Source organism: Serratia sp. CY33802 (assembly GCF_052169095.1).
In the GTDB taxonomy this organism is placed as follows: Bacteria; Pseudomonadota; Gammaproteobacteria; order Enterobacterales; family Enterobacteriaceae; genus Serratia; species Serratia bockelmannii.
The window spans coordinates 1-20,351 of the sequence record NZ_JBJNLL010000001.1 but is presented as its reverse complement, the minus strand read 5'-3'; the positions used below and the strand labels follow the sequence as shown (position 1 = coordinate 20,351).

The following is a 20,351-nucleotide window of genomic DNA, read 5'->3' as shown; positions in this document are numbered from 1 at the left end:
AAAAAGCATTGCGGGTATAACCAATAGCCATTCAGATATTTAGACGTCTATACGGATAGATTATTATGCAACCATCGGCACCCGCCGCAGGACAGTTCAAACGCAGCATGAAGGCCCGGCACCTGGTGATGCTGTCGCTGGGCGGCGTGATCGGTACCGGGCTGTTTTTCAACACCGGCTACATCATCTCCACCACCGGCGCGCTCGGCACGCTGCTGGCCTACCTGATCGGCGCGCTGGTGGTGTATCTGGTGATGCTGTGCCTGGGCGAACTGTCGGTGGCGATGCCGGAAACCGGCGCCTTTCACGTCTATGCTTCGCGCTATCTGGGGCCGGCCACCGGCTATGCCGTCGCCTGGCTGTATTGGCTCACCTGGACGGTGGCGCTCGGCTCCAGCCTCACCGCCGCCGGATTCTGCATGCAGTACTGGTTCCCGCAGTCGCCGGTGTGGCTGTGGTGCCTGATCTTCTGCGCGGCCATTTTCCTGCTTAACGTGGTGACCACCCGCTTTTTCGCCGAAAGCGAATTCTGGTTTTCGCTGATCAAAGTGGTGACCATTCTGGCGTTCATCATACTGGGCGGTGCCGCCATGTTCGGTCTTCTGCCGATGAAAGACGGCACGCCGGCGCCGTTCCTGCATAACCTGACCGCTTCCGGCTGGCTGCCGCACGGCACGCTGCCGATCCTGATGACCATGGTGGCGGTGAACTTCGCTTTCTCCGGCACGGAGCTGATCGGCATTGCCGCCGGTGAAACCGAGAACCCGGAAAAAGTCGTACCGCTGGCGATCCGCACCACGGTGATCCGCCTGATGCTGTTCTTTATCGGCACGGTCTTCGTGCTGGCGGCGTTGATCCCGATGGATCAGGCGGGGATCGTCAAAAGCCCGTTCGTGCTGGTGTTTGAACGCATCGGCGTGCCTTACGCCGCCGATATCTTCAACTTCGTGATCCTGACCGCCATCCTGTCGGCGGCCAACTCCGGCCTGTACGCTTCAGGGCGCATGCTGTGGTCGCTGGCCCACCAGCGCACCCTGCCGGCCTACTTTGCGCGCGTCAATGCGCGTGGCATTCCGATCAACGCCCTGACCTTCAGCATGCTCGGCGGCGTGCTGGCGCTGTTGACCAGCGTGATCGCGCCGGACACGGTGTTTGTTGCCCTGTCGGCGATCTCCGGTTTTGCGGTGGTGGCGGTGTGGCTGAGCATCTGCGCGGCCCACTATGCTTTCCGCCGCGCCTACCTGCGCAGCGGCCAGCCGATAAGCGGCTTGAAATACCGCGCGCCTGGCTACCCGCTGACGCCGATCCTCGGCTTTGCGCTGTGCCTGCTGGCCTGCATCGGGCTGGCGTTCGATCCGGAGCAGCGCATCGCGCTCTACTGCGGGCTGCCGTTCGTCGCCCTGTGCTACCTCACCTATTTCCTGACCCGGCGCGCCGGGCAAAAAAACGCTTTGGGAGAACAACATGTCGGTTAACAACCCTGTCGCCCGCCTGCTGGCCGAACACCCCACGCTGATCCTGGACGGCGCGCTGGCCACCGAGCTGGAAGCGCGCGGCTGCGATCTGACCGATCCGCTGTGGTCGGCCAAGGTGCTGATTGAAAATCCCGAGCTTATCTATCAGATACACCTCGATTATTTCAACGCCGGCGCCCAGTGCGCCATCACCGCCAGCTATCAGGCCACGCCGCAGGGCTTCTTGCGCCGCGGCCTGGATCAGGATCAATCGCTGGCGTTGATCGCCAAAAGCGTGCAGCTGGCGCAACGCGCGCGCCGCGATTATCTGGCCGCGCACCCGCAGGCGGCGCCGCTGCTGATCGCCGGTTCGGTGGGCCCGTACGGCGCCTATCTGGCCGACGGCTCGGAATACCGCGGCGACTACCGGCTGGCGCAGGATGACATGATTGCCTTCCACCGGCCGCGCCTCGCAGCCCTGGCCGCCGCCGGCGTCGATCTGCTGGCCTGCGAAACGCTGCCGTCGTTCACCGAACTGCAGGCGCTGCTGACGCTGCTGCAGGAGTTCCCGACGCTCGGCGCCTGGTTCGCCTTCACCCTTCGCGACAGCCAACATCTCAGCGACGGCACGCCGCTGACGGAGGTCCTGTCCGCGCTGCGCGGCAATCCGCAGGTACTGGCGATCGGCATCAACTGCATCGCGCTGGACAAGGTCGCCCCGGCGCTGCGCCAACTGGGCGCGCTGGCCGACAAACCGCTGCTGATCTACCCCAACTCCGGGGAGCACTACGATGCGATCAGCAAAACCTGGCACGCCTGCGGCGGCGAGCACGGCAGCCTGGTCGATCAGGCGGCGGAGTGGCGCGCGCTCGGCGCACAATTGATCGGCGGCTGTTGCCGCACCACCCCGCAGGATATTCGCGCCATCGCCGCGCGCTGCAAGAAATGAGCAGGGGGGTTATTCGGTTAGCCGGCGTAAGTGTTCAGCGGCTTGTTCAACGTTGAGGCGGCCTTGAGCTGCTTCAACCGTAATTTCGACCAGTTCTGCGTCTTCCCGCAGTGCAATGCCATTAATACCGAGAAATAGCGCCATGCTTTGGAAGGCCGTACGTTTGTTGCCATCAAGAAAAATGTGACCGTGGCTGATGGCGATGAGATAGAGCGCGGCCAAGCGGTAAACGTCTGTGACGTTCTCGTAGTGGTAAGCATTGAGCACGCGGTTGGCTACAGCCTCAACTTTGCTGCCTTCCTGGCGGCCGTGAGGCACAATTTCAGCATTGAACTCCGCAATATCCTCTGCGGTCAAAAAGATCATCTATTCGCCAGCGCCTTAATCGTATCCGCGTGTTTAGCCTGAATGCGCGCTTTCACTTTGGCTTTGACCAAAACCTCATAGTCGGCCTTACTGATGATGTAAACCTCATCGTGTCCGCGGCGCGTCACTTCCACCGGCTGTTTTTGCGCTTCCAAAAGCACCTCGGCCAAATTGTTTCTCGCCGCCGTGTAGCTAATCGTAGTCATTTTCTTTACCTGTACATGTACATATTTGACGATTATTTGTACCACGTCCACTGGAAATAAAAAAGCCCCCGGCGCCAACAGCGCAGGGGGCCAGTCACTCAACCCGGGCTTACAGTGGTTCGGTCTGGGCTTCCACTACCGCCAGCGCCACCATGTTGACGATGCGGCGCACCGAGGCGATCGGCGTCAGGATGTGCACCGGCTTGGCGACCCCCATCAGCACCGGTCCGACGGTCACCCCTTCCGAGCAGGAGACGCGCAGCAGGTTGTAGCTGATGCGCGCCGCTTCCATGTTCGGCATGATCAGCAGGTTGGCTGAGCCTTTCAGCGGGCTGTCCGGCATCAAATCGTGACGGATGCTTTCCACCAGCGCGGCGTCGCCGTGCATTTCGCCGTCGATCTCCAGCTCCGGCGCCAGCTCATTCACCAGCTCCAACGTTTTACGCATCTTGCGCGCCGCCGGGCAATCAGACGAACCGAAGCTGGAGTGAGACAGCAGCGCCACCTTAGGTTCGATGCCGAAGCGGCGCACGGTTTCCGCCGCCATCAGGGTGATCTCCGCCAGCTGTTCCGGCGTTGGATCGTCGTTGACGTAGGTGTCGGCGATGAAAGTGTTGCCGCTCGGCAGCAGCAGCGCGTTCATCGCGCCGGCGACGTGCGCGCCTTCACGGAAGCCGAACACGTTCTTCACCACGTCGTAATGCTCGTGGTAGCTGCCGATGGTGCCGCAGATCATCGCATCCGCTTCGCCGCGGTGCAGCATGATGGCGGCGATCAGCGTCGGGTTGCCGATCACCGCGCGGCGCGCCTGTTCCTGCGAAACGCCGCGGCGTTTCATGATCTGGTAGTACTCTCCCCAGTATTCGTTGAAGCGCGGGTCCGACTCGTTGTTCACCACTTCGAAATCTTTACCCGGCGTCAGCTGCAGACCCAGCTTTTTCAGGCGCATCTCGATCACGCTCGGGCGGCCGACCAGGATCGGGAAAGCCAGCCCCTGCGACACCAGCTCTTGCGTGGCGTGCAGCACGCGCTCTTCCTCGCCTTCCGCCAGCACCACCCGCTTCACCTCTTTGCGCGCCTGCGAGAAGATCGGCTTCATGAACAGGTTGGTTTTGTAGACGAACTCCGCCAGCTTCTCGACGTAGGCGTCGAAGTCTTCGATCGGGCGCGTCGCCACGCCGGAATCCATCGCCGCCTTGGCCACCGCCGGCGCGATCTTGACGATCAGGCGCGGATCGAACGGTTTCGGAATGATGTATTCCGGGCCGAAGGAGAGATCCTGGTCATCATAGGCGGAAGCCACCACGTCGCTCTGCTCCGCCAGCGCCAGATCGGCGATGGCATGCACGCAGGCCAGTTTCATCTCTTCGTTGATAGTGGTGGCGCCCACGTCCAGCGCGCCGCGGAAAATGAACGGGAAGCACAGGACGTTGTTCACCTGGTTCGGGTAGTCGGAACGGCCGGTACAGATGATGGCGTCCGGGCGCACCGCTTTGGCCAGCGGCGGCAGAATTTCCGGTTCCGGGTTGGCCAGCGCCATGATCAGCGGATCGCGCGCCATGGTTTTCACCATATCCTGCGTCAGGACGCCCGGGCCGGAGCAGCCGAGGAAGATGTCGGCGTTCGGGATGGCGTCGCCCAGCGTGCGCTGGCCGTTATCCTCGATGGCATAGGCGGCTTTGGTCTGCTCCATGTTGGCGTCGCGGCCTTTATAGATGACGCCTTTGGAATCGCAGACGGTGATGTTCTGTTGACGCAGCCCCAGCGCCACCAGCAGGTTCAGACAGGCGATAGAGGCCGCACCGGCGCCGGACACCACCAGCCGTACGTCGGAGATGTTCTTCTTCACCACGCGCAGGCCGTTGAGCACCGCCGCAGTGGTGATGATCGCCGTGCCGTGCTGGTCGTCGTGGAACACCGGGATCTTCATGCGCTCACGCAGTTTCTGTTCGATGTAGAAACACTCCGGCGCCTTGATGTCTTCCAGGTTGATACCGCCGAAGGTCGGTTCCAGCGCGGCAATAATGTCGATTAATTTGTCAGGGTTATGCTCATCCACTTCGATATCAAATACGTCGATACCGGAAAACTTCTTGAACAAAACGCCCTTGCCTTCCATCACCGGCTTACCGGCCAACGCGCCGATATTGCCCAGACCCAGTACCGCCGTGCCGTTGGAAATCACCGCCACCAGGTTGCCGCGCGCGGTGTATTTGTAGGCCGCCAGCGGATCTTCGGCGATCTCGAGGCAAGGCGCGGCGACGCCCGGCGAATAGGCCAGCGCCAGATCGCGCTGGGTCGCCAACGGTTTGGTAGGGGAAACCTGGATCTTCCCTGGGACAGGAAACTGATGGAAATCAAGGGCACTCTGTTTGAGCTGTTCGTCCATTATGGATTCCTTTGTTTTTTGCTTTTATGTTGAGGTAAGGCTTTGAGGCTGCGCCCTGCCGTGGGCCATGGCGCCCAAGTACAATGACAGGGCACAGCCTTGAAGTATAGTGAGAGAAACATCACAAACTTTGAAGCGCGCCATAACCTTGGTCGAAATTCCGTTTTAAAAGTAAAAAAAAGAAGGTCTGCGGGACGAGCAAAGAAACGCCGCCGTCAGCGCGGCGGCAGCATGGCGCGCCAGGCGTTGAGCGTATCCACCTGGCCGGCGCAAATGTGTAACGAGGTTTGTAACGCCAGGGCATAGCTTACCGCATCGCCCCAGGTCTTCCCCTGCAACTGCGGCTGCTCACAGGGAGCGAATACCGATTCAGGGGGCAACAGCGGCACGGCCTGCGGCGCCGGCGGCCGGGCGCAGGAGCTCAAACACAGCGCCAGGCAGAGGCTGAGCGGCGCAGGGATCGTTTTTAATCGCTTCACGGTATTTCCTCTGATAAGCCTCGTGTTGTTGGCGTAGCTGCTGTTCCTGCCGCTGCTGCGCCGCCATCAGCGCACGGTTTTGCGCATCCTGAGTCTGCAGGGTGGCGATCAGCCCCGCCTGCTGCGCCAGGCTTTTTTGCAGTTCCTCCGCCTGCTGGCGCACAGACGCCAACTGGTGCGACAGCAGCGAGCTGTAGCCGCCGAGGCAGATAGCCGCCAGCAACAGCAGCAGCAACCCGCCCTGCATCAGTTTTTGCAGCCAACCGCTCATGCCGGGTAGTCCCGGAACGTCAGCTGGAAGTGCGGACCATCCTTGAGGGTTTTCCATTCGCCGCCCCATTCGACGATGATGCCGCATTCACGCGCCGCGCGCCGCACCGCCACCGCAATCTGCGCGTAGTAATCCCACTCCCAGGAGACCACACCCGCCGGCATCGCCACCACATCCACCGCGTGACCGGTCAGATGGCGGCTGCGCAGCGTTTGGCTGCTGCCGGCGCGCACCATTTCCCGCTGGCGCGCCATACTGCGCAGCCCCTCGCTGACGGAAAACGGCACCAGGGAATAACGCAGCGCCAGACGAATAACGCGCACCAGATCCGGGTGCACGCCGCGCAGGTTTTCTTCGCTGCGGGCAGTAAAGCGAATCTCTTCGATGTCATTTAACATTTTTAAACCCCGTCTTTTTGCCGATGAATTTTTTAATTAAGGCGTTGATGTAATCCGCCCCCATAAAACCAATCAGTACGCTGGCCAAATTCGCCCACTTTAATTCCAGGCCCATCAACGCCAGCGCATCGCGCACCGTCCAGGCCAATAACGCGCACATCGCCGCATTCAATAAACGGCGCCGAATACCCACGTTGCGATAGGCACCGTGCAATAGCGCCATCACGCCGGCCAGAATGGCGTTCAATACCGGCTGAAGATATTCACATACTCGCTGGACTATTAAGCCAACAGCGTCAGGCTCTATGCTGGACATAGCTCATCTCCTTTTTTATTTTTAATTAAATGCCAATCACGGCCGGTGGGACATCGGATATTCAGAATCTAATTAAGGATGCTATTACAAAGCAAATGAATAAATACAGCCCCTATGGTCGAATTCATTCATGCTGAGCGCTGGCACAACTCATCAGCGCCAATTTGTGCAGCAGTGAATAAAAATTCATTGTCATTGTGATTTATTTCGACTTTTGTTTTCACTAAAAATAAACATTAATGGCAACGGGAAATATTTCCCCATCATAAAAACATCCACTCTGGAGAAATGCCATGTCCACACGTAAAGCGGTTATTGGGTATTATTTTATTCCGACCAACCAAATCAATAATTACACCGAGACCGATACGTCTGTCGTGCCGTTCCCGGTTTCCAACATCACGCCGGCCAAAGCCAAACAGCTGACGCACATCAACTTCTCGTTCCTGGATATCAACAGCAATCTGGAATGCGCCTGGGATCCGGCCACCAACGACGCCAAGGCGCGCGATGTGGTCAATCGTCTGACCGCGCTCAAAGCGCACAACCCCAGCCTGCGCATCATGTTCTCCATCGGCGGCTGGTACTATTCCAACGATTTGGGTGTGTCGCACACCAACTACGTCAACGCGGTGAAGACCCCGGCGTCGCGCACCAAGTTTGCCCAATCCTGCGTGCGCATCATGAAGGATTACGGCTTCGACGGCGTGGACATCGACTGGGAGTATCCGCAGGCGGCGGAAGTAGACGGTTTCATCGCCGCGCTGCAGGAGATCCGCACCCTGCTGAACCAGCAAACCGTCACCGACGGCCGCCAGGCGCTGCCGTATCAATTGACCATCGCCGGCGCCGGCGGCGCTTTCTTCCTGTCACGCTATTACAGCAAGCTGGCGCAGATCGTCGCGCCGCTCGATTACATTAACCTGATGACCTACGATCTGGCCGGCCCTTGGGAGAAGGTAACCAACCACCAGGCGGCGCTGTTCGGCGACGCGGCCGGGCCGACCTTCTACAACGCGCTGCGCGAAGCCAATCTGGGCTGGAGCTGGGAAGAGCTGACCCGCGCCTTCCCCAGCCCGTTCAGCCTGACGGTCGACGCTGCGGTGCAGCAACACCTGATGATGGAAGGCGTGCCGAGCGCCAAAATCGTGATGGGCGTCCCCTTCTACGGCCGCGCCTTCAAGGGCGTCAGCGGCAGCAACGGCGGCCAGTACAGCAGCCACAGCACGCCGGGTGAAGATCCGTATCCGAATACCGATTACTGGCTGGTGGGTTGCGAAGAGTGCGTACGCGACAAGGATCCGCGTATCGCTTCCTATCGCCAGCTGGAGCAGATGCTGCTGGGCAACTACGGCTATCAGCGGCTGTGGAACGACAAGACCAAAACCCCTTACCTGTATCATGCGCAGAAAGGGCTGTTCGTCACCTATGACGATGCCGAGAGCTTCAAATACAAAGCGAAATACATCAAGCAGCAGCAGCTGGGCGGCGTGATGTTCTGGCATCTGGGGCAAGACAACCGCAACGGCGATCTGCTGGCCGCACTGGATCGCTATTTCAACGCCGCGGACTACGACGACAGCCAGCTAGATATGGGCACCGGGCTGCGCTACACCGGCGTCGGCCCCGGTAACCTGCCGATCATGACCGCGCCGGCCTACGTGCCGGGCACCACTTACGCGCAGGGGGCACTGGTGTCCTATCAGGGTTACGTCTGGCAGACCAAGTGGGGTTACATCACCTCGGCGCCCGGCTCAGACAGCGCCTGGCTGAAGGTGGGCCGCGTGGCGTAAGCCGTAAAAAAACCCCGTAGCCGAATGCTGCGGGGTTTTCATTGAGTTAACCGTTTGATTTTCGCGTCCCTTCGTCTCTATTCCATCAGTTGTGGCACCACGGATAGCCGCCATCCCGTACCACTTCGCGGCCCATCAGGCTGTAGACATCGCTTTTGCGCGTCAGCCGCTCATGCCACCAGTTAAACCCGGCGCCCTTGCTGGCCGGGTGCCACGCCAGCCAAATCATTTCGTCGCCCTTTTGCATTTCCACCGGCACCGTCACCAGTTCGCCGCTAGCCAATTCCTTTTCGATCAAAGCAGGCGGCAGAAAAGCGTGGCCGATGCCGCGTTTGAGCAGCGCCAGGTTGCTTTCCACGTCGCATACCACCAACTGACGCTGCAAGGGCAGCGTGCCGTGATTGCGCTTGGGCAGCTCGTGGCTGCTGTCGGCGATCACCACCACGATGTCGTTCAACCGCTGTTTCTTACACACCGGTTTTCTCTGCGCCGCGAACGGGTGCGAAGGCGACACGCATAGCACAAAGTTGAGCTTGCCGAGCATCAGGGTTTTGGCCTGTACACTGTCGGGAATTTGGCCGATGGCGATGATCAGATCCGCCCGGTTGTTCTTCAGCGCATCCCAGGTACCGTTCAACGCTTCCCGCTGCACCGAGATACTGGCGTTCGGGCAATGCTGAATATAGTCGCGGATATCCTGCGTCAGGGTTTCCAACGGGAAGAAGGTGTCTACCGCCAAGCGGATATTATTGTCCAGCTTGGGGATGTTGCGCACCCGGCTTTCCAGATCCTGCACCGCATTTAATATCCAGCTGCCCTCCTGCAGGAGAAACTCCCCTTCATCCGTCAGGGTAATCATGGGGCCATTGCGATGAAAAAGTTTCACGCAGAGTTTGCTTTCAATATTGGAAACCCGATAAGAAATCGCCGAAGGCGTTTTATGCAGTGCCTCCGCCGCCATAGAGAAAGATCCGGTGCTCTTGATGGTGCTGATTATTTTAATCGCGTCCAGGGATAATCTAGTCATACAAATTCCTCTTTAAAATAAAATAAGAAAAATGACACTAAATTCCCAAGGTGGTGGCGCACAAAAATCGATCAAATCGAACAAGGGTACTCATAGCAACAAGCAATATACTTCATAAATGAGAGCGCTATCTTAAATACTATTCATCACGACCTGATATAAAATTCATCATAGCGCCCTACTTTTACACAGCGACAGTTAAATAAATTCAGCCTAACGATCAAAGATCGTCATCATAATAATTTTCGTTAATAGCCGTTAAAACATTCCGCTCTATCGCATGACCAGAATGATAAAAATAAAACAAGCCGACAAGAAGGGTTATTTCCAATTGCGTTATTACTCTCTCATTTTGTCGGTGAAATACGCTCAACTTACAACATTATTTCAGTCAGGAGTGACTTATGAACAAAACTTCCCGTACCCTGCTCTCTCTGGGCCTGCTGAGCGCGGCCATGTTCGGCGTTTCGCAACAGGCGAATGCTCACGGTTATGTCGAGTCGCCGGCCAGCCGCGCCTACCAGTGCAAACTGCAGCTCAACACGCAGTGCGGCAGCGTGCAGTACGAACCGCAGAGCGTCGAAGGCCTGAAAGGCTTCCCGCAGGCCGGTCCGGCTGACGGCCACATCGCCAGCGCCGACAAGTCCACCTTCTTCGAACTGGATCAGCAAACGCCGACGCGCTGGAACAAGCTCAACCTGAAAACCGGCCCGAACTCCTTTACCTGGAAGCTGACCGCGCGTCACAGCACCACCAGTTGGCGCTATTTCATCACCAAGCCGAACTGGGACGCTTCGCAGCCGCTGACCCGCGCTTCCTTTGACCTGACACCGTTCTGCCAGTTCAACGACGGCGGTGCCATCCCTGCCGCGCAGGTCACCCACCAGTGCAACATACCGGCAGATCGCAGCGGTTCGCACGTGATCCTTGCCGTGTGGGACATAGCCGACACCGCCAACGCCTTCTATCAGGCGATCGACGTCAACCTGAGCAAATAATCGGTCAAATGAGGAGATCGTTGAGGGTTCAGCCTGGCGCTGAACCCTTTATTTTTGCAGGTGCCGCTATTGCGACATGTTGAGGATAGTGCGCACATTGAGCGCGCTGGTGGCGATAATGTCGATGGCACCGGTACGCAAAGCGCCCAAAATCGCCAACGCCTTGGTATTCTCGGAAGCAATGGCGATCACGCAAGGGATTTTGCGCAGCTCATCGATGCTTAGCCCGATCACTCTGTCATTCATTACCGTGTCGACATGCTGCCCCTGGGCATTGAAAAAGTCATAGCCGGCGATGTCGCCGATCACGCCCTGATTAAGGCTGGCGTCGATAATCTCGTGCGGCGTGAACCATCCCAATTTCACCATATAGCTGTTTTCATTCATGTCGCCAATGCCGACTAACGCCACATCGGCCTTACGCGCGCGATCCAGGGTTTCCTTAATCGTGCCGTTCTGCATGAAGGCGTCTTTCAGCGCGCGATTTTCGACGTAGGCCGGCGCGTAAAGCGTCTCGCTGCTGCCGCCGAACTTCTTCGCCAAGCGCCGGCTGATATGGTCGGCATTGATCGCATCGCCCGGACGGTGAGTACCGCCGATGCCGCAGATGAACTTGCAGTTGCGCTCCGTCACGTTGCCGACGTGATCGGCAATCGCCGCCACGTTGCGTCCCTGGCCAACCGCCAACACCATATCGTCTTTCAGCGACATCGCCAGATAGTTGGACACCAGCGCCGCCACTTGCCGACGCTGTTCCTCTTCGTCCTGATGGTCGAGCGCGATCAGCGCGCGGCTGATGGGAAAACGTTCCATCATCTGCTGTTCCAGCCGGGTGCTGAATACCGGGTGATAACGCACGTTGATCTCGACGATGCCTTCTTCCTTGGCGCGCTTGAGCAAACGACCGACTTTGATCCGTGAAATGCCGAATTTTTTGGCGATCTCTTCCTGCGTGATCTCATCCTGATAATAAGCAACGGCGATTTCGGTCAGCAGTTCGTTATCCTGGGACACAGTTTGTTTTTCCATCCGTTAGACGTTTCCCCACGGCAGGCCGGTTAATCATGGCGGAGGGACGATACACGCCCCTCCGACAATGCTGAATGCCCGCTAGTATAACGCGATCAGGCGGCAACGGTATTCAGTCGTTGCTCCACCTCGTCCGCCAATCGGGTCAAGAGCAGACAGCAAGATACCGCGCCGGCATCCAATACGCCGCGCGAACGCTCGCCCAGACGGCTGGCGCGGCCGATTTTCGCCACCAGCTCGCGCGTGGAATCGCGCCCGCGCGCCGCGGCGCTCCTCATCTGTTCCAGCGCAGCGGCGAAGTCGTCACCGCACCCCGCCGCCTGCTCAAACGCCGCTACCGCCGGTATCAGCGTATCCATCAGACACTTGTCCCCCACGCCCGCGCTGCTGATGTCCTGCAGTTCGCGCAATCCGCCGTGCAACATCGCCAAAAATGCCTGCTTATCCAGCACGCTGCGCTCGCGCACGCTCTCCGCCATGCCCATGAACAGGCTGCCGTACAACGGCCCCATCGAACCGCCGATGCCCTCCATCAGCGCATCGGAAACCGCATCGAACGCCTGCGCCAGCGTGAGCGTGCGGCCGCGAATGGCATCGCCGCACATCGCGAATCCCTTCGACATGTTAATGCCGTGGTCACCGTCGCCGATGGCGCCGTCTATTTCGCTCAGGTATTCGCGGTTGCTGACAATGGTGTCTATCAGCCCCGTAACGATCTCACTGCCGTACCGGGTTGAAATTTGTTCCGTCATGATTCAATCCACCTGGGTTAAGCCTAAAGATTGCGCCGGCATGTCCAGCAGCGTTTTCAGTTCGTCATCCAGCGTCATCAGCGTCAGCGTCACGCCCATCATTTCCAGCGACGTGAAGTAATTGCCGACGTAGCGCCGATGCACCCGCACGCCTTTCGCCGTCAATCGGCGCTCTATTTCGGCATAATAGATATACAGCTCCATCACCGGCGTGGCGCCAAGCCCGGAGATCAGCAACGCCACCTCCTGCCCCTGTTCCAGCGGCATGTCGTTGAGCACGAAATCGAGCATGGTGCCGGCCATCGCCGACGCCGACTGGATCGGCGACACCTCAATGCCCGGTTCGCCGTGATGGCCAATGCCGATCTCCATCTTGCCGTCTTCGATATGAAAATTGGGTTTGCCGACCGCGGGAATGGTGCAGGAACTGAGGCCGACGCCGATCGAACGACACCGGTCGATGGCTTTTTGCGCCGCGCCGATCACGCCGTCCAGATCGTATCCCTTGGCCGCCGCCGCCGCGCCGACCTTCCACATCAGAATTTCGCCGGCCACGCCGCGCCGTTTATCGATCTCACTGGCCGGCGCCGAGGCGACGTCATCGTTGGCCACCACGGTTTTCACCCGTATGCCGGCCGCCGTGGCCTTCTTGATCGCCATCTTGACGTTCATGTTGTCGCCGGCGTAGTTGCCGTACAGGCAAGCGACGCCCGCACCGCTGTCCGCCGCCTTGAAAGCGTCGAGAAAAGCCCCCGCCGTAGGGGATGAAAAAATCTCGCCAATCGCGACGGCATCCAGCATGTTTTTGCCGACATAGCCCAGGAACGCCGGCTCATGGCCGGAACCGCCGCCGGTGACGATGCCGACTTTGCCGGCGATCGGCGCCGGCGGATATTTCAACACCCGCGCATTGTCGGTGGCGGCGTAATAGTCTGGGTGGGCCAGCCTATAGCCCTGAATGGCGTCTTCCACTACGTGATCGGGATCGTTAATGATTCTGTTCATCGCGGCCTCTCTGTCGCCTGAATAAGAAATTATTGAATGGTGTAACCGCCGTCGACCACCAGGTTGGCGCCGGTGATCATCGCCGCCGCGTCGCCGGCCAAAAACAGGGCGCTGGCGGCGATATCTTGCGGCTCAGCAAAGCGCCGCAGCGGGATTTTCTGCTTCATCTGCTCAGCCACCTCGCCAGACCAGGCCTTACGGCCCAGCTCCGTCAAAACGACGGTGGGTGAAATGGCGTTGACCCGCACGTTGTGCGGCCCCCACTCCAGCGCCAGCACCTGAGTCAACCCGATCACGCCCGCTTTGCTGGCGCAATAGGCCAGGTGATTCGGCAATGCCACCACCCCCGCCTGCGAGGCGAGATTGATGATGCTGCCGCCGCGCTGACTAATGAAACGGCGCCCTACCGCCTGGCAGGTAAGAAACACGCCTTTCAGATTGACCGCCAGGGTTGCATCCCACGCCGTTTCCGGCAGTTCCTCAGCAGGATGCAGCGCGACGATGCCGGCGCTGTTGACCAGCACGTCCAGCCGCCCGAAATGCGCCTCAATCTGCGCCACCGCCCGCTCCACCGACGCGGCATCGGTGACGTCGGCCACGACGCCCAACGCCGCCTCGGCGTCCAGCTGTCGCGCCACTTCCGCAACCTGTGGCGCCCGATCGAGCAGCGCCACGCACGCGCCGTTTTGCAGATAGCGTTCGGCGATAGCGAGGCCGATCCCCGCAGCGCCGCCGGTAATCAGCGCCACCTTGCCCTGCAGCGAGAGCTCGCGCGGCGCCGTAGTTTGATGATTAATCATATATTTCCCCTTAAAACTGTGAACTTCACCCTCGGTCAGGATATTTTCGCCAAACTCGCGCCGCGTTCTTCCGACGCCGTCGCGCTTTCCTTCGGCAGCGTGACAAATTTCATCAGCACGCCGCTGAACAGGTACAAGCCGGTAAAGATCCAGATCACGCCAACGGTGCCGAGACTGCCGATAAACAGCCCCACCACCGCCGGGCCGACAAAGGTGCTCAGGCCAGCGCCCAGATTGAGAATCGACATCGCCGCGCCCTTATTGTCCGGCGCCAGCGACGGCATGATGGCCGACAGCGGCACGAACGCCGCCAGGCAGGCGCCGAACAAACCGGCGGCACAAACGGTCAGCAGGTAGTTGGCGCCAAAGAATTGCGGCACGTAGTAGAACATCAGCGTGGTCAAGGCGCAGCCGACGCAGCCGAACCACATCACCACATTGCGCCAGCCGAGACCGTCGCTGATCACGCCGAAAATCAGGTTGAAAATGATGTTGACCGTCCACAGCGCGGCGTACATCTGCAGCCAATGCGTGCGGGTGAATCCCATATCCATCATGTACATGGGCATGAATACGACGAAGCCGTAAGCCGCAGAGGTATTAATGGTGCGTACGATGCCGCCCAGGCCGATCTTCGGGTTTTCAAACGCGATGGTGATGCCTTTTAAGACGTAACCCAGCGACGCTTTTTCCCGGTTGCCGCTCTGTGCCGCGCCGTCGTCGCGATTGAGCATCAGCGCAATCACCGCGCCCAGCACGACGAAAATCAGCGCGCTCCACAGCGTGTGGATCTCGCCGAGATAAGGCAGCATGATGCTGGAATACAGCACGCCCAGCACGCTGAGCCCGCCGCTGTAGACGAACCAGAAAATCCCCACCGCCGACCCCAGCCTTTCCGGCGGCGCCTCATACGCCACCCACACCAGAAAACCGTAGGCAAATAGCGGATAGCCCAAGCCACGCAGCGCATAGGTCGGCACCATGATCGCCAGGTTGTTGCTCGGCAGGCCGAACGTCAAAAAGCACACCGAACCGAACAAGAACAGCAGCAGGCCGGCCAACATCACCCGCCGGGCGGTAAAGATTTCCGCCAGCACGCCGGAAAACCAGGCGGCGATCGCGGCCGCAAAGCCATAAACGCTGAACAGCAGCGCCGATTCCTGAATGCTCAGCCCTTTGCCAATCAAATAAGGCGACAGCCATCCTTGTTCTAGCCCTTCGCCCATCATGAACACCAACACGCCGGCATAGCCCAGCAGCAGTTTCGGTGACAGACCAATGCGATGAATCAGTCCATGCAACATAGAACACCCCAGCACATGTGATTATGGAGGCGCAGGCTCGCCCGCACCCGAAGAACGATGCAGGTTTCAGAGGTTTGGATTAAGCACCACTTTGATTGAACCGATGCCGCGCTTCATCAGCTCGAAGCCCTCGGCGAACTGTTCCAGCGGCAGCGTATGCGTCACCACGCCTTCGGTCGGCAGATCGCCATTGGCGATGCCTTCGATCACCAGCGGGTAGCAGTAAGGGCCGAGGTGCGAACCGAGCACGTCCAGCTCCTTGCGGTCGCTGATGATGCTCCAGTCGACGGTCACCGGATCCTTGAACACGGAAAATTCGACGAAGGTGCCGAGTTTGCGGATCAGCGTCAGGCCCTGTTCCACGGACTTTTGGGCGCCGGTCGCCTCGATGTAGATGTCGCAGCCGTAGCCGTCGGTCATCGCTTTAACCGCCGCGGGCACGTCGTCACGGGTCGGGTTCAGCGTCACATCCGCGCCGAAGCGCTTCGCCAGCGCCAGACGCTCGTCGGACAGATCCAGCACCACCAGCTTCGAGGGCCCGGACTTTTTGATCGCCCCGATCATGCCCAGCCCCAGGGTGCCGGCGCCAGCCAGCACCACGACATCGCCCAGTTTGATATTGGCGCGTTGCACCGCATGGAAGGAGCAAGCATAGGGTTCGATCAGAATGGCTTTTTCGATCGGCAAGTCGGCCGGCACGTGATAGTTAATCGCCTCTTTGGTGAACTTCATGTACTCGGCCATGCCGCCATTGACGTTTTTCTGGAAACCGTACAGGTCATGCTTTTCGCACATCCAATACTGACCGCGGTTGCAGAAGCGGCATTGCCAGCAGGGAACGATTTGTTCTGATATCACGCGATCGCCGAGATTGAAGCCCTCGACGCCTTCGCCGTATCCCACCACGTGGCCGATAAATTCATGGCCGGGGATCATCGGCGCCTTGATGTATGCCGGTTGTTTTTCATCGCCCCAGAAGCTGGGCGCCCCTTCGAACGCTTTAACATCGCCGGCGCAGATGCCGCAGGCCTCGATCTTCACCAGGATCTCTTTCGGGCCAATCTTCGGTACCGGCACCTGTTCCAGGCGGTAATCTTTCGGGGCGTACGCCACAACCGCCTTCATGATCTCGGGGATAGCGGCCGCCATTTTCGCCTCTGTCATGCAGGTCTGACACATAGCACTCTCCTCTGGTAGGGGAACTTATTTTGATCATTAACACACTCAAAGAACAAATGAACACTAACGCCACGCGTTCAATTTGCCCACAGTGAACTTATCAAAGTGTGATATCGCTCAAAAACCCGTCTACATGAGGATGAATAACGATTAAAACCTCTTTTTTAGTGACGAAAGTCACCTTTTACAGGCGCAAACAGAAAACACGACGAAAAAACAAAAGAACATAGATTGAACATTTGATTAAACAGAGATACGGTAATGAACGTGGCGCCATCGAGGATCGCCGCCCTTTTCGTTACCAATCAGGAGACCGCTATGCTGCCTATCGCCATCGGCGCCGACGATGCCGCCATTGAACTGAAGGATCTGATCGTCGCCCACCTGCAACAACGGGACATTCCCGTCATTGACTACACGACGGATCGCACCGCAGAAACGGGGATCTATCCCGATATCGCCTATCGCGTCGCACAGGCGATACGGGAGGAAAAACATCGGCGGGGCATCCTGCTGTGCGGCACCGGCATCGGTATGAGCATCGTGGCCAATAAAGTGCCCGGCATTCGCGCGGCGCAATGTCACGATACCTACTCCGCCCAACGGGCGCGCAAAAGCAATGATGCTCAGATCATCACGCTGGGCGCGCGGGTCATCGGTGCCGAGCTGGCGAAAACCATCGTCGATGCCTGGCTGGAGTCGGAGTTTGAAGGGGGAGGTTCGGCGCCGAAAGTCGAGCGAATCGGCTATTACGAAAACGCGGTCGGTCGGCGTTAAATCGCCTGCAGCCATGATGGCGGTCGTGCATAAGCCGCGCTCCGCCTGGGTTTACTCGGCATTCATTGTTATTATCCATCGCAACAATCAGAAAAAGCGCATTTTCATTCTCGACCCGATGATGCAGTGTGTTCCCCCTATGATGAAAAAGGTTCTCATTTCCCTACGTTGAGCTTGGTCAAGGAGCTTATCAATGAATCAATTAGACGCACTCAAGCAGCTGACCACGGTGGTCGCCGACAGCGGCGATATCGAATCCATCCGCCAGTTCGAACCCCAGGACGCCACCACCAACCCTTCGCTGATCCTGAAAGCCGCCGCGCTGCCGCAGTACAAAGCGCTGATCACCGAAGCGCTGGAGTATGCCCGCCGCCAGGGCGGCAGCAAGGAAACCCAGCTGATCAACGCCAGCGATAAACTGGCGGTCAACATCGGCGTCGAGATCCTCAAAAGCGTGCCGGGCCGCATCTCCACCGAAGTGGACGCCCGCCTGTCGTTCGACCGCGGCATGTGCGTCGCCAAAGCGCGCAAACTGATCGGCATGTATCAGGAACAGGGCATCGACAAATCGCGCATCCTGATCAAGCTGGCTTCCACCTGGGAAGGCATCAAAGCCGCCGAAGAGCTGGAAAAAGAAGGCATCAACACCAACCTGACGCTGCTGTTCTCCTTCGCACAGGCCCGCGCCTGCGCCGAAGCCGGCGTGTATCTGATCTCGCCGTTCGTCGGCCGCATCTATGACTGGTACCAGGCCAAACAGCCTGCCGCCGACTATGACGCCGATCAGGATCCGGGCGTGAAATCGGTGCGCACCATCTATGAATACTACAAGCGTCATCGTTACCAGACGGTGATCATGGGCGCCAGCTTCCGCAAAGTTGAGCAGATCCTGGCGCTGGCCGGCTGCGATCGCCTGACCATCGCGCCGAACCTGCTGGAGCAGCTGAAAAACAGCGAACAGCCGGTCGAGCGCAAGCTGACCCCGTCGACCGAGGGCTTCCACCAACCCGCTCCGCTGGCCGAAGCGGAATTCCGCTGGCTGCACAATCAGGACGCCATGGCGGTAGAAAAACTCGCCGAAGGCATCCGCCTGTTCGCCGTCGACCAGCAGAAGCTGGAAGACATGTTGGCCGCTCAACTGTAACCGCACTGGAGTTTCGTTATGTCTTCTCGTAAAGAGCTTGCCAACGCCATCCGCGCACTCAGCATGGACGCCGTACAAAAAGCAAATTCCGGCCACCCGGGGGCCCCTATGGGCATGGCGGACATCGCCGAAGTCCTGTGGCGTGACTACCTCAACCACAACCCGACTAACCCGCACTGGGCTGACCGCGACCGTTTCGTGCTCTCCAACGGCCACGGCTCCATGTTGATTTACAGCCTCCTGCACCTCACCGGCTACGACCTGCCGATGCGCGAGCTGGAGAACTTCCGTCAGCTGCATTCCAAAACCCCGGGGCACCCGGAGTACGGCTACACCCCAGGCGTTGAGACCACCACCGGTCCGCTGGGCCAGGGTATCGCCAACGCCGTCGGCTTCGCCATCGCCGAACGCACCCTGGCGGCGCAGTTCAACCGCCCTGGCCACGACATCGTCGACCACCACACCTACGCCTTCATGGGCGACGGCTGCATGATGGAAGGTATCTCGCACGAAGTCTGCTCCCTGGCCGGCACCCTCAAGCTCGGCAAGCTGACCGCCTTCTACGATGACAACGGCATCTCCATCGACGGCCACGTCGACGGCTGGTTTACCGACGACACCGCCCTGCGTTTCGAAGCCTACGGCTGGCACGTGGTGCGCAACGTCGACGGCCACAACCCGGACGCCATCAAGGCCGCGATTGAAGAAGCCCGCAAGGTGACCGACAAGCCGTCGCTGCTGATGTGCAAGACCGTTATCGGCTTCGGTTCGCCGAACAAGGCCGGCACCCATGACGTGCACGGCGCCGCGCTGGGCGCCGCCGAAGTGGCCGCCACCCGCGAAGCGCTGGGCTGGAAATACGCCGCCTTTGAAATCCCGCAGGACATCTACGCCCAGTGGGACGCCAAAGAAGCCGGTCAGGCCAAAGAAGCGGCCTGGAACGACAAGTTCGCCGCCTACGCCAAGGCCTTCCCGGAACTGGCTGCCGAGTTCAAGCGCCGCATGAACGGCGAGCTGCCGGCGGACTGGAAAGCCGACGCCAAGGCGTTCGTGGAAAAACTGCAGGCCAATCCGGCCAACATCGCCAGCCGCAAGGCGTCGCAGAACGCGCTGGAAGCGTTCGGCAAGGTGCTGCCGGAGTTCCTGGGCGGCTCTGCCGACCTGGCGCCGAGCAACCTGACCATGTGGTCCGGCTCGAAAGCGCTGAACGTTGACCCGGCGGGCAACTACATTCATTACGGCGTGCGCGAGTTCGGCATGACCGCCATCACCAACGGCATCGCGCTGCACGGCGGCTTCCTGCCGTACTCGGCGACCTTCCTGATGTTCGTGGAATACGCCCGCAACGCGGTGCGCATGGCGGCGCTGATGAAGCTGCGCAATGTGTTCGTCTACACCCACGACTCCATCGGTCTGGGCGAAGACGGCCCGACCCACCAGCCGGTGGAGCAGCTGGCGAGCCTGCGCGTGACCCCGAACATGAGCACCTGGCGCCCGTGTGACCAGGTGGAATCGGCGGTGGCGTGGCAGTACGGTATCGAGCGCAACGACGGCCCGACCACCCTGGTGTTCTCGCGCCAGAACCTGACCCAGCAGCCGCGCAGCGCAGAGCAGCTGGCGAACGTGTACCGCGGCGGCTACGTGCTGAAAGACTGCGCGGGCACGCCGGACGTCATCCTGATTGCCACCGGCTCCGAAGTGGGCATCACGGTGGA

At 59.5% G+C, this 20,351-nt stretch carries 21 protein-coding genes; 7 read left to right on the top strand and 14 right to left on the bottom strand.

Annotated elements, in window-relative coordinates; genetic code table 11:
- Positions 1–65: 65 nt before the first annotated feature.
- Both mmuP and mmuM read left to right on the top strand, forming a co-directional pair.
- Positions 66–1,475 (top strand): S-methylmethionine permease, encoded by a 1,410-nt coding sequence (gene mmuP, locus ACJ8HA_RS00105; protein ID WP_025303799.1) that lies wholly within the window; start codon positions 66–68, stop codon positions 1,473–1,475.
- The gene (gene mmuM / locus ACJ8HA_RS00100) at positions 1,465–2,403 is read left to right on the top strand and encodes a homocysteine S-methyltransferase (protein WP_442515150.1); all 939 of its coding nucleotides are present in this window, start codon (positions 1,465–1,467) and stop codon (positions 2,401–2,403) included. Before mmuP ends, mmuM begins: the two co-directional genes overlap by 11 nt.
- 9 nt (positions 2,404–2,412) lie before the next feature.
- On the opposite strand, the gene ACJ8HA_RS00095 is transcribed toward mmuM, so the two are convergent.
- From ACJ8HA_RS00095 to ACJ8HA_RS00065, 7 genes are all read right to left on the bottom strand, one after another.
- A complete protein-coding gene (locus tag ACJ8HA_RS00095) occupies positions 2,413–2,769 on the bottom strand; it encodes a type II toxin-antitoxin system death-on-curing family toxin (protein WP_025303801.1) in 357 nt (118 codons plus the stop codon).
- Entirely contained in the window at positions 2,766–3,077 is a 312-nt protein-coding gene (locus ACJ8HA_RS00090) for a type II toxin-antitoxin system Phd/YefM family antitoxin (protein ID WP_226905689.1), read from the bottom strand. Before ACJ8HA_RS00090 ends, ACJ8HA_RS00095 begins: the two co-directional genes overlap by 4 nt.
- A gap of 7 nt (positions 3,078–3,084) precedes the next feature.
- Positions 3,085–5,364: an NADP-dependent oxaloacetate-decarboxylating malate dehydrogenase gene (maeB, locus tag ACJ8HA_RS00085; protein ID WP_016926766.1), complete on the bottom strand. Its 2,280-nt coding sequence runs from the start codon at positions 5,362–5,364 to the stop codon at positions 3,085–3,087.
- Positions 5,365–5,579: 215 nt separating this feature from the next.
- Entirely contained in the window at positions 5,580–5,753 is a 174-nt protein-coding gene (gene lysC / locus ACJ8HA_RS00080) for an Rz1-like lysis system protein LysC (RefSeq protein WP_049205380.1), read from the bottom strand.
- Positions 5,734–6,114 (bottom strand): DUF2570 family protein, encoded by a 381-nt coding sequence (locus ACJ8HA_RS00075; RefSeq protein ID WP_043140376.1) that lies wholly within the window; start codon positions 6,112–6,114, stop codon positions 5,734–5,736. Before ACJ8HA_RS00075 ends, lysC begins: the two co-directional genes overlap by 20 nt.
- On the bottom strand, positions 6,111–6,512 hold the full coding sequence (locus ACJ8HA_RS00070; protein WP_025303803.1) for a M15 family metallopeptidase: 402 nt from the start codon (positions 6,510–6,512) through the stop codon (positions 6,111–6,113). The genes ACJ8HA_RS00075 and ACJ8HA_RS00070 overlap by 4 nt, the downstream gene beginning before the upstream one ends.
- Positions 6,502–6,828 (bottom strand): phage holin, lambda family, encoded by a 327-nt coding sequence (locus tag ACJ8HA_RS00065; protein ID WP_004936551.1) that lies wholly within the window; start codon positions 6,826–6,828, stop codon positions 6,502–6,504. Before ACJ8HA_RS00065 ends, ACJ8HA_RS00070 begins: the two co-directional genes overlap by 11 nt.
- A gap of 293 nt (positions 6,829–7,121) precedes the next feature.
- On the opposite strand from ACJ8HA_RS00065, the gene ACJ8HA_RS00060 reads away from it, so the two are divergent.
- On the top strand, positions 7,122–8,621 hold the full coding sequence (locus ACJ8HA_RS00060; protein WP_049209351.1) for a glycosyl hydrolase family 18 protein: 1,500 nt from the start codon (positions 7,122–7,124) through the stop codon (positions 8,619–8,621).
- Positions 8,622–8,706: 85 nt separating this feature from the next.
- Here ACJ8HA_RS00060 and ACJ8HA_RS00055 read toward each other — a convergent pair whose 3' ends face one another.
- A complete protein-coding gene (locus ACJ8HA_RS00055; RefSeq protein WP_025303805.1) occupies positions 8,707–9,648 on the bottom strand; it encodes a LysR family transcriptional regulator in 942 nt (313 codons plus the stop codon).
- A gap of 404 nt (positions 9,649–10,052) precedes the next feature.
- Here ACJ8HA_RS00055 and ACJ8HA_RS00050 point away from each other — a divergent pair, with 404 nt between their 5' ends.
- Positions 10,053–10,646 carry a lytic polysaccharide monooxygenase gene (locus ACJ8HA_RS00050; RefSeq protein ID WP_004936574.1) on the top strand — a complete coding sequence of 198 codons (594 nt, stop codon included), beginning with the start codon at positions 10,053–10,055 and terminating at the stop codon, positions 10,644–10,646.
- A 66-nt stretch (positions 10,647–10,712) separates the two neighbouring features.
- Here the strand turns inward: ACJ8HA_RS00050 and ACJ8HA_RS00045 are convergent, their stop codons facing one another.
- The 6 genes from ACJ8HA_RS00045 to ACJ8HA_RS00020 form a co-directional block, all read right to left on the bottom strand.
- Complete coding sequence (locus ACJ8HA_RS00045) at positions 10,713–11,675, bottom strand: sugar-binding transcriptional regulator (protein WP_025303807.1); 963 nt, start codon at positions 11,673–11,675, stop codon at positions 10,713–10,715.
- A 95-nt stretch (positions 11,676–11,770) separates the two neighbouring features.
- Positions 11,771–12,427, bottom strand: coding sequence for a dihydroxyacetone kinase subunit DhaL (gene dhaL / locus ACJ8HA_RS00040; protein ID WP_049205376.1), 657 nt, complete (start codon positions 12,425–12,427; stop codon positions 11,771–11,773).
- 3 nt (positions 12,428–12,430) lie between these two features.
- Positions 12,431–13,432: a dihydroxyacetone kinase subunit DhaK gene (locus ACJ8HA_RS00035; RefSeq protein WP_442515149.1), complete on the bottom strand. Its 1,002-nt coding sequence runs from the start codon at positions 13,430–13,432 to the stop codon at positions 12,431–12,433.
- A 29-nt stretch (positions 13,433–13,461) separates the two neighbouring features.
- Positions 13,462–14,232, bottom strand: a complete 771-nt coding sequence (locus ACJ8HA_RS00030) for an SDR family oxidoreductase (RefSeq protein WP_025303809.1) — start codon at positions 14,230–14,232, stop codon at positions 13,462–13,464.
- A 35-nt stretch (positions 14,233–14,267) separates the two neighbouring features.
- Positions 14,268–15,536 carry an MFS transporter gene (locus tag ACJ8HA_RS00025; protein ID WP_025303810.1) on the bottom strand — a complete coding sequence of 423 codons (1,269 nt, stop codon included), beginning with the start codon at positions 15,534–15,536 and terminating at the stop codon, positions 14,268–14,270.
- A 66-nt stretch (positions 15,537–15,602) separates the two neighbouring features.
- Positions 15,603–16,715, bottom strand: a complete 1,113-nt coding sequence (locus ACJ8HA_RS00020; RefSeq protein WP_049209353.1) for an MDR/zinc-dependent alcohol dehydrogenase-like family protein — start codon at positions 16,713–16,715, stop codon at positions 15,603–15,605.
- 318 nt (positions 16,716–17,033) lie between these two features.
- On the opposite strand from ACJ8HA_RS00020, the gene rpiB reads away from it, so the two are divergent.
- The 3 genes from rpiB to tkt all read left to right on the top strand — a co-directional run.
- A complete protein-coding gene (gene rpiB / locus ACJ8HA_RS00015) occupies positions 17,034–17,492 on the top strand; it encodes a ribose 5-phosphate isomerase B (RefSeq protein WP_025303812.1) in 459 nt (152 codons plus the stop codon).
- A 193-nt stretch (positions 17,493–17,685) separates the two neighbouring features.
- Positions 17,686–18,636: a transaldolase gene (tal, locus tag ACJ8HA_RS00010; RefSeq protein ID WP_016926754.1), complete on the top strand. Its 951-nt coding sequence runs from the start codon at positions 17,686–17,688 to the stop codon at positions 18,634–18,636.
- A gap of 18 nt (positions 18,637–18,654) precedes the next feature.
- Positions 18,655–20,351, top strand: a 1,697-nt coding sequence (gene tkt / locus ACJ8HA_RS00005) for a transketolase (protein ID WP_442515148.1), incomplete at its 3' end; no start/stop codon positions are given.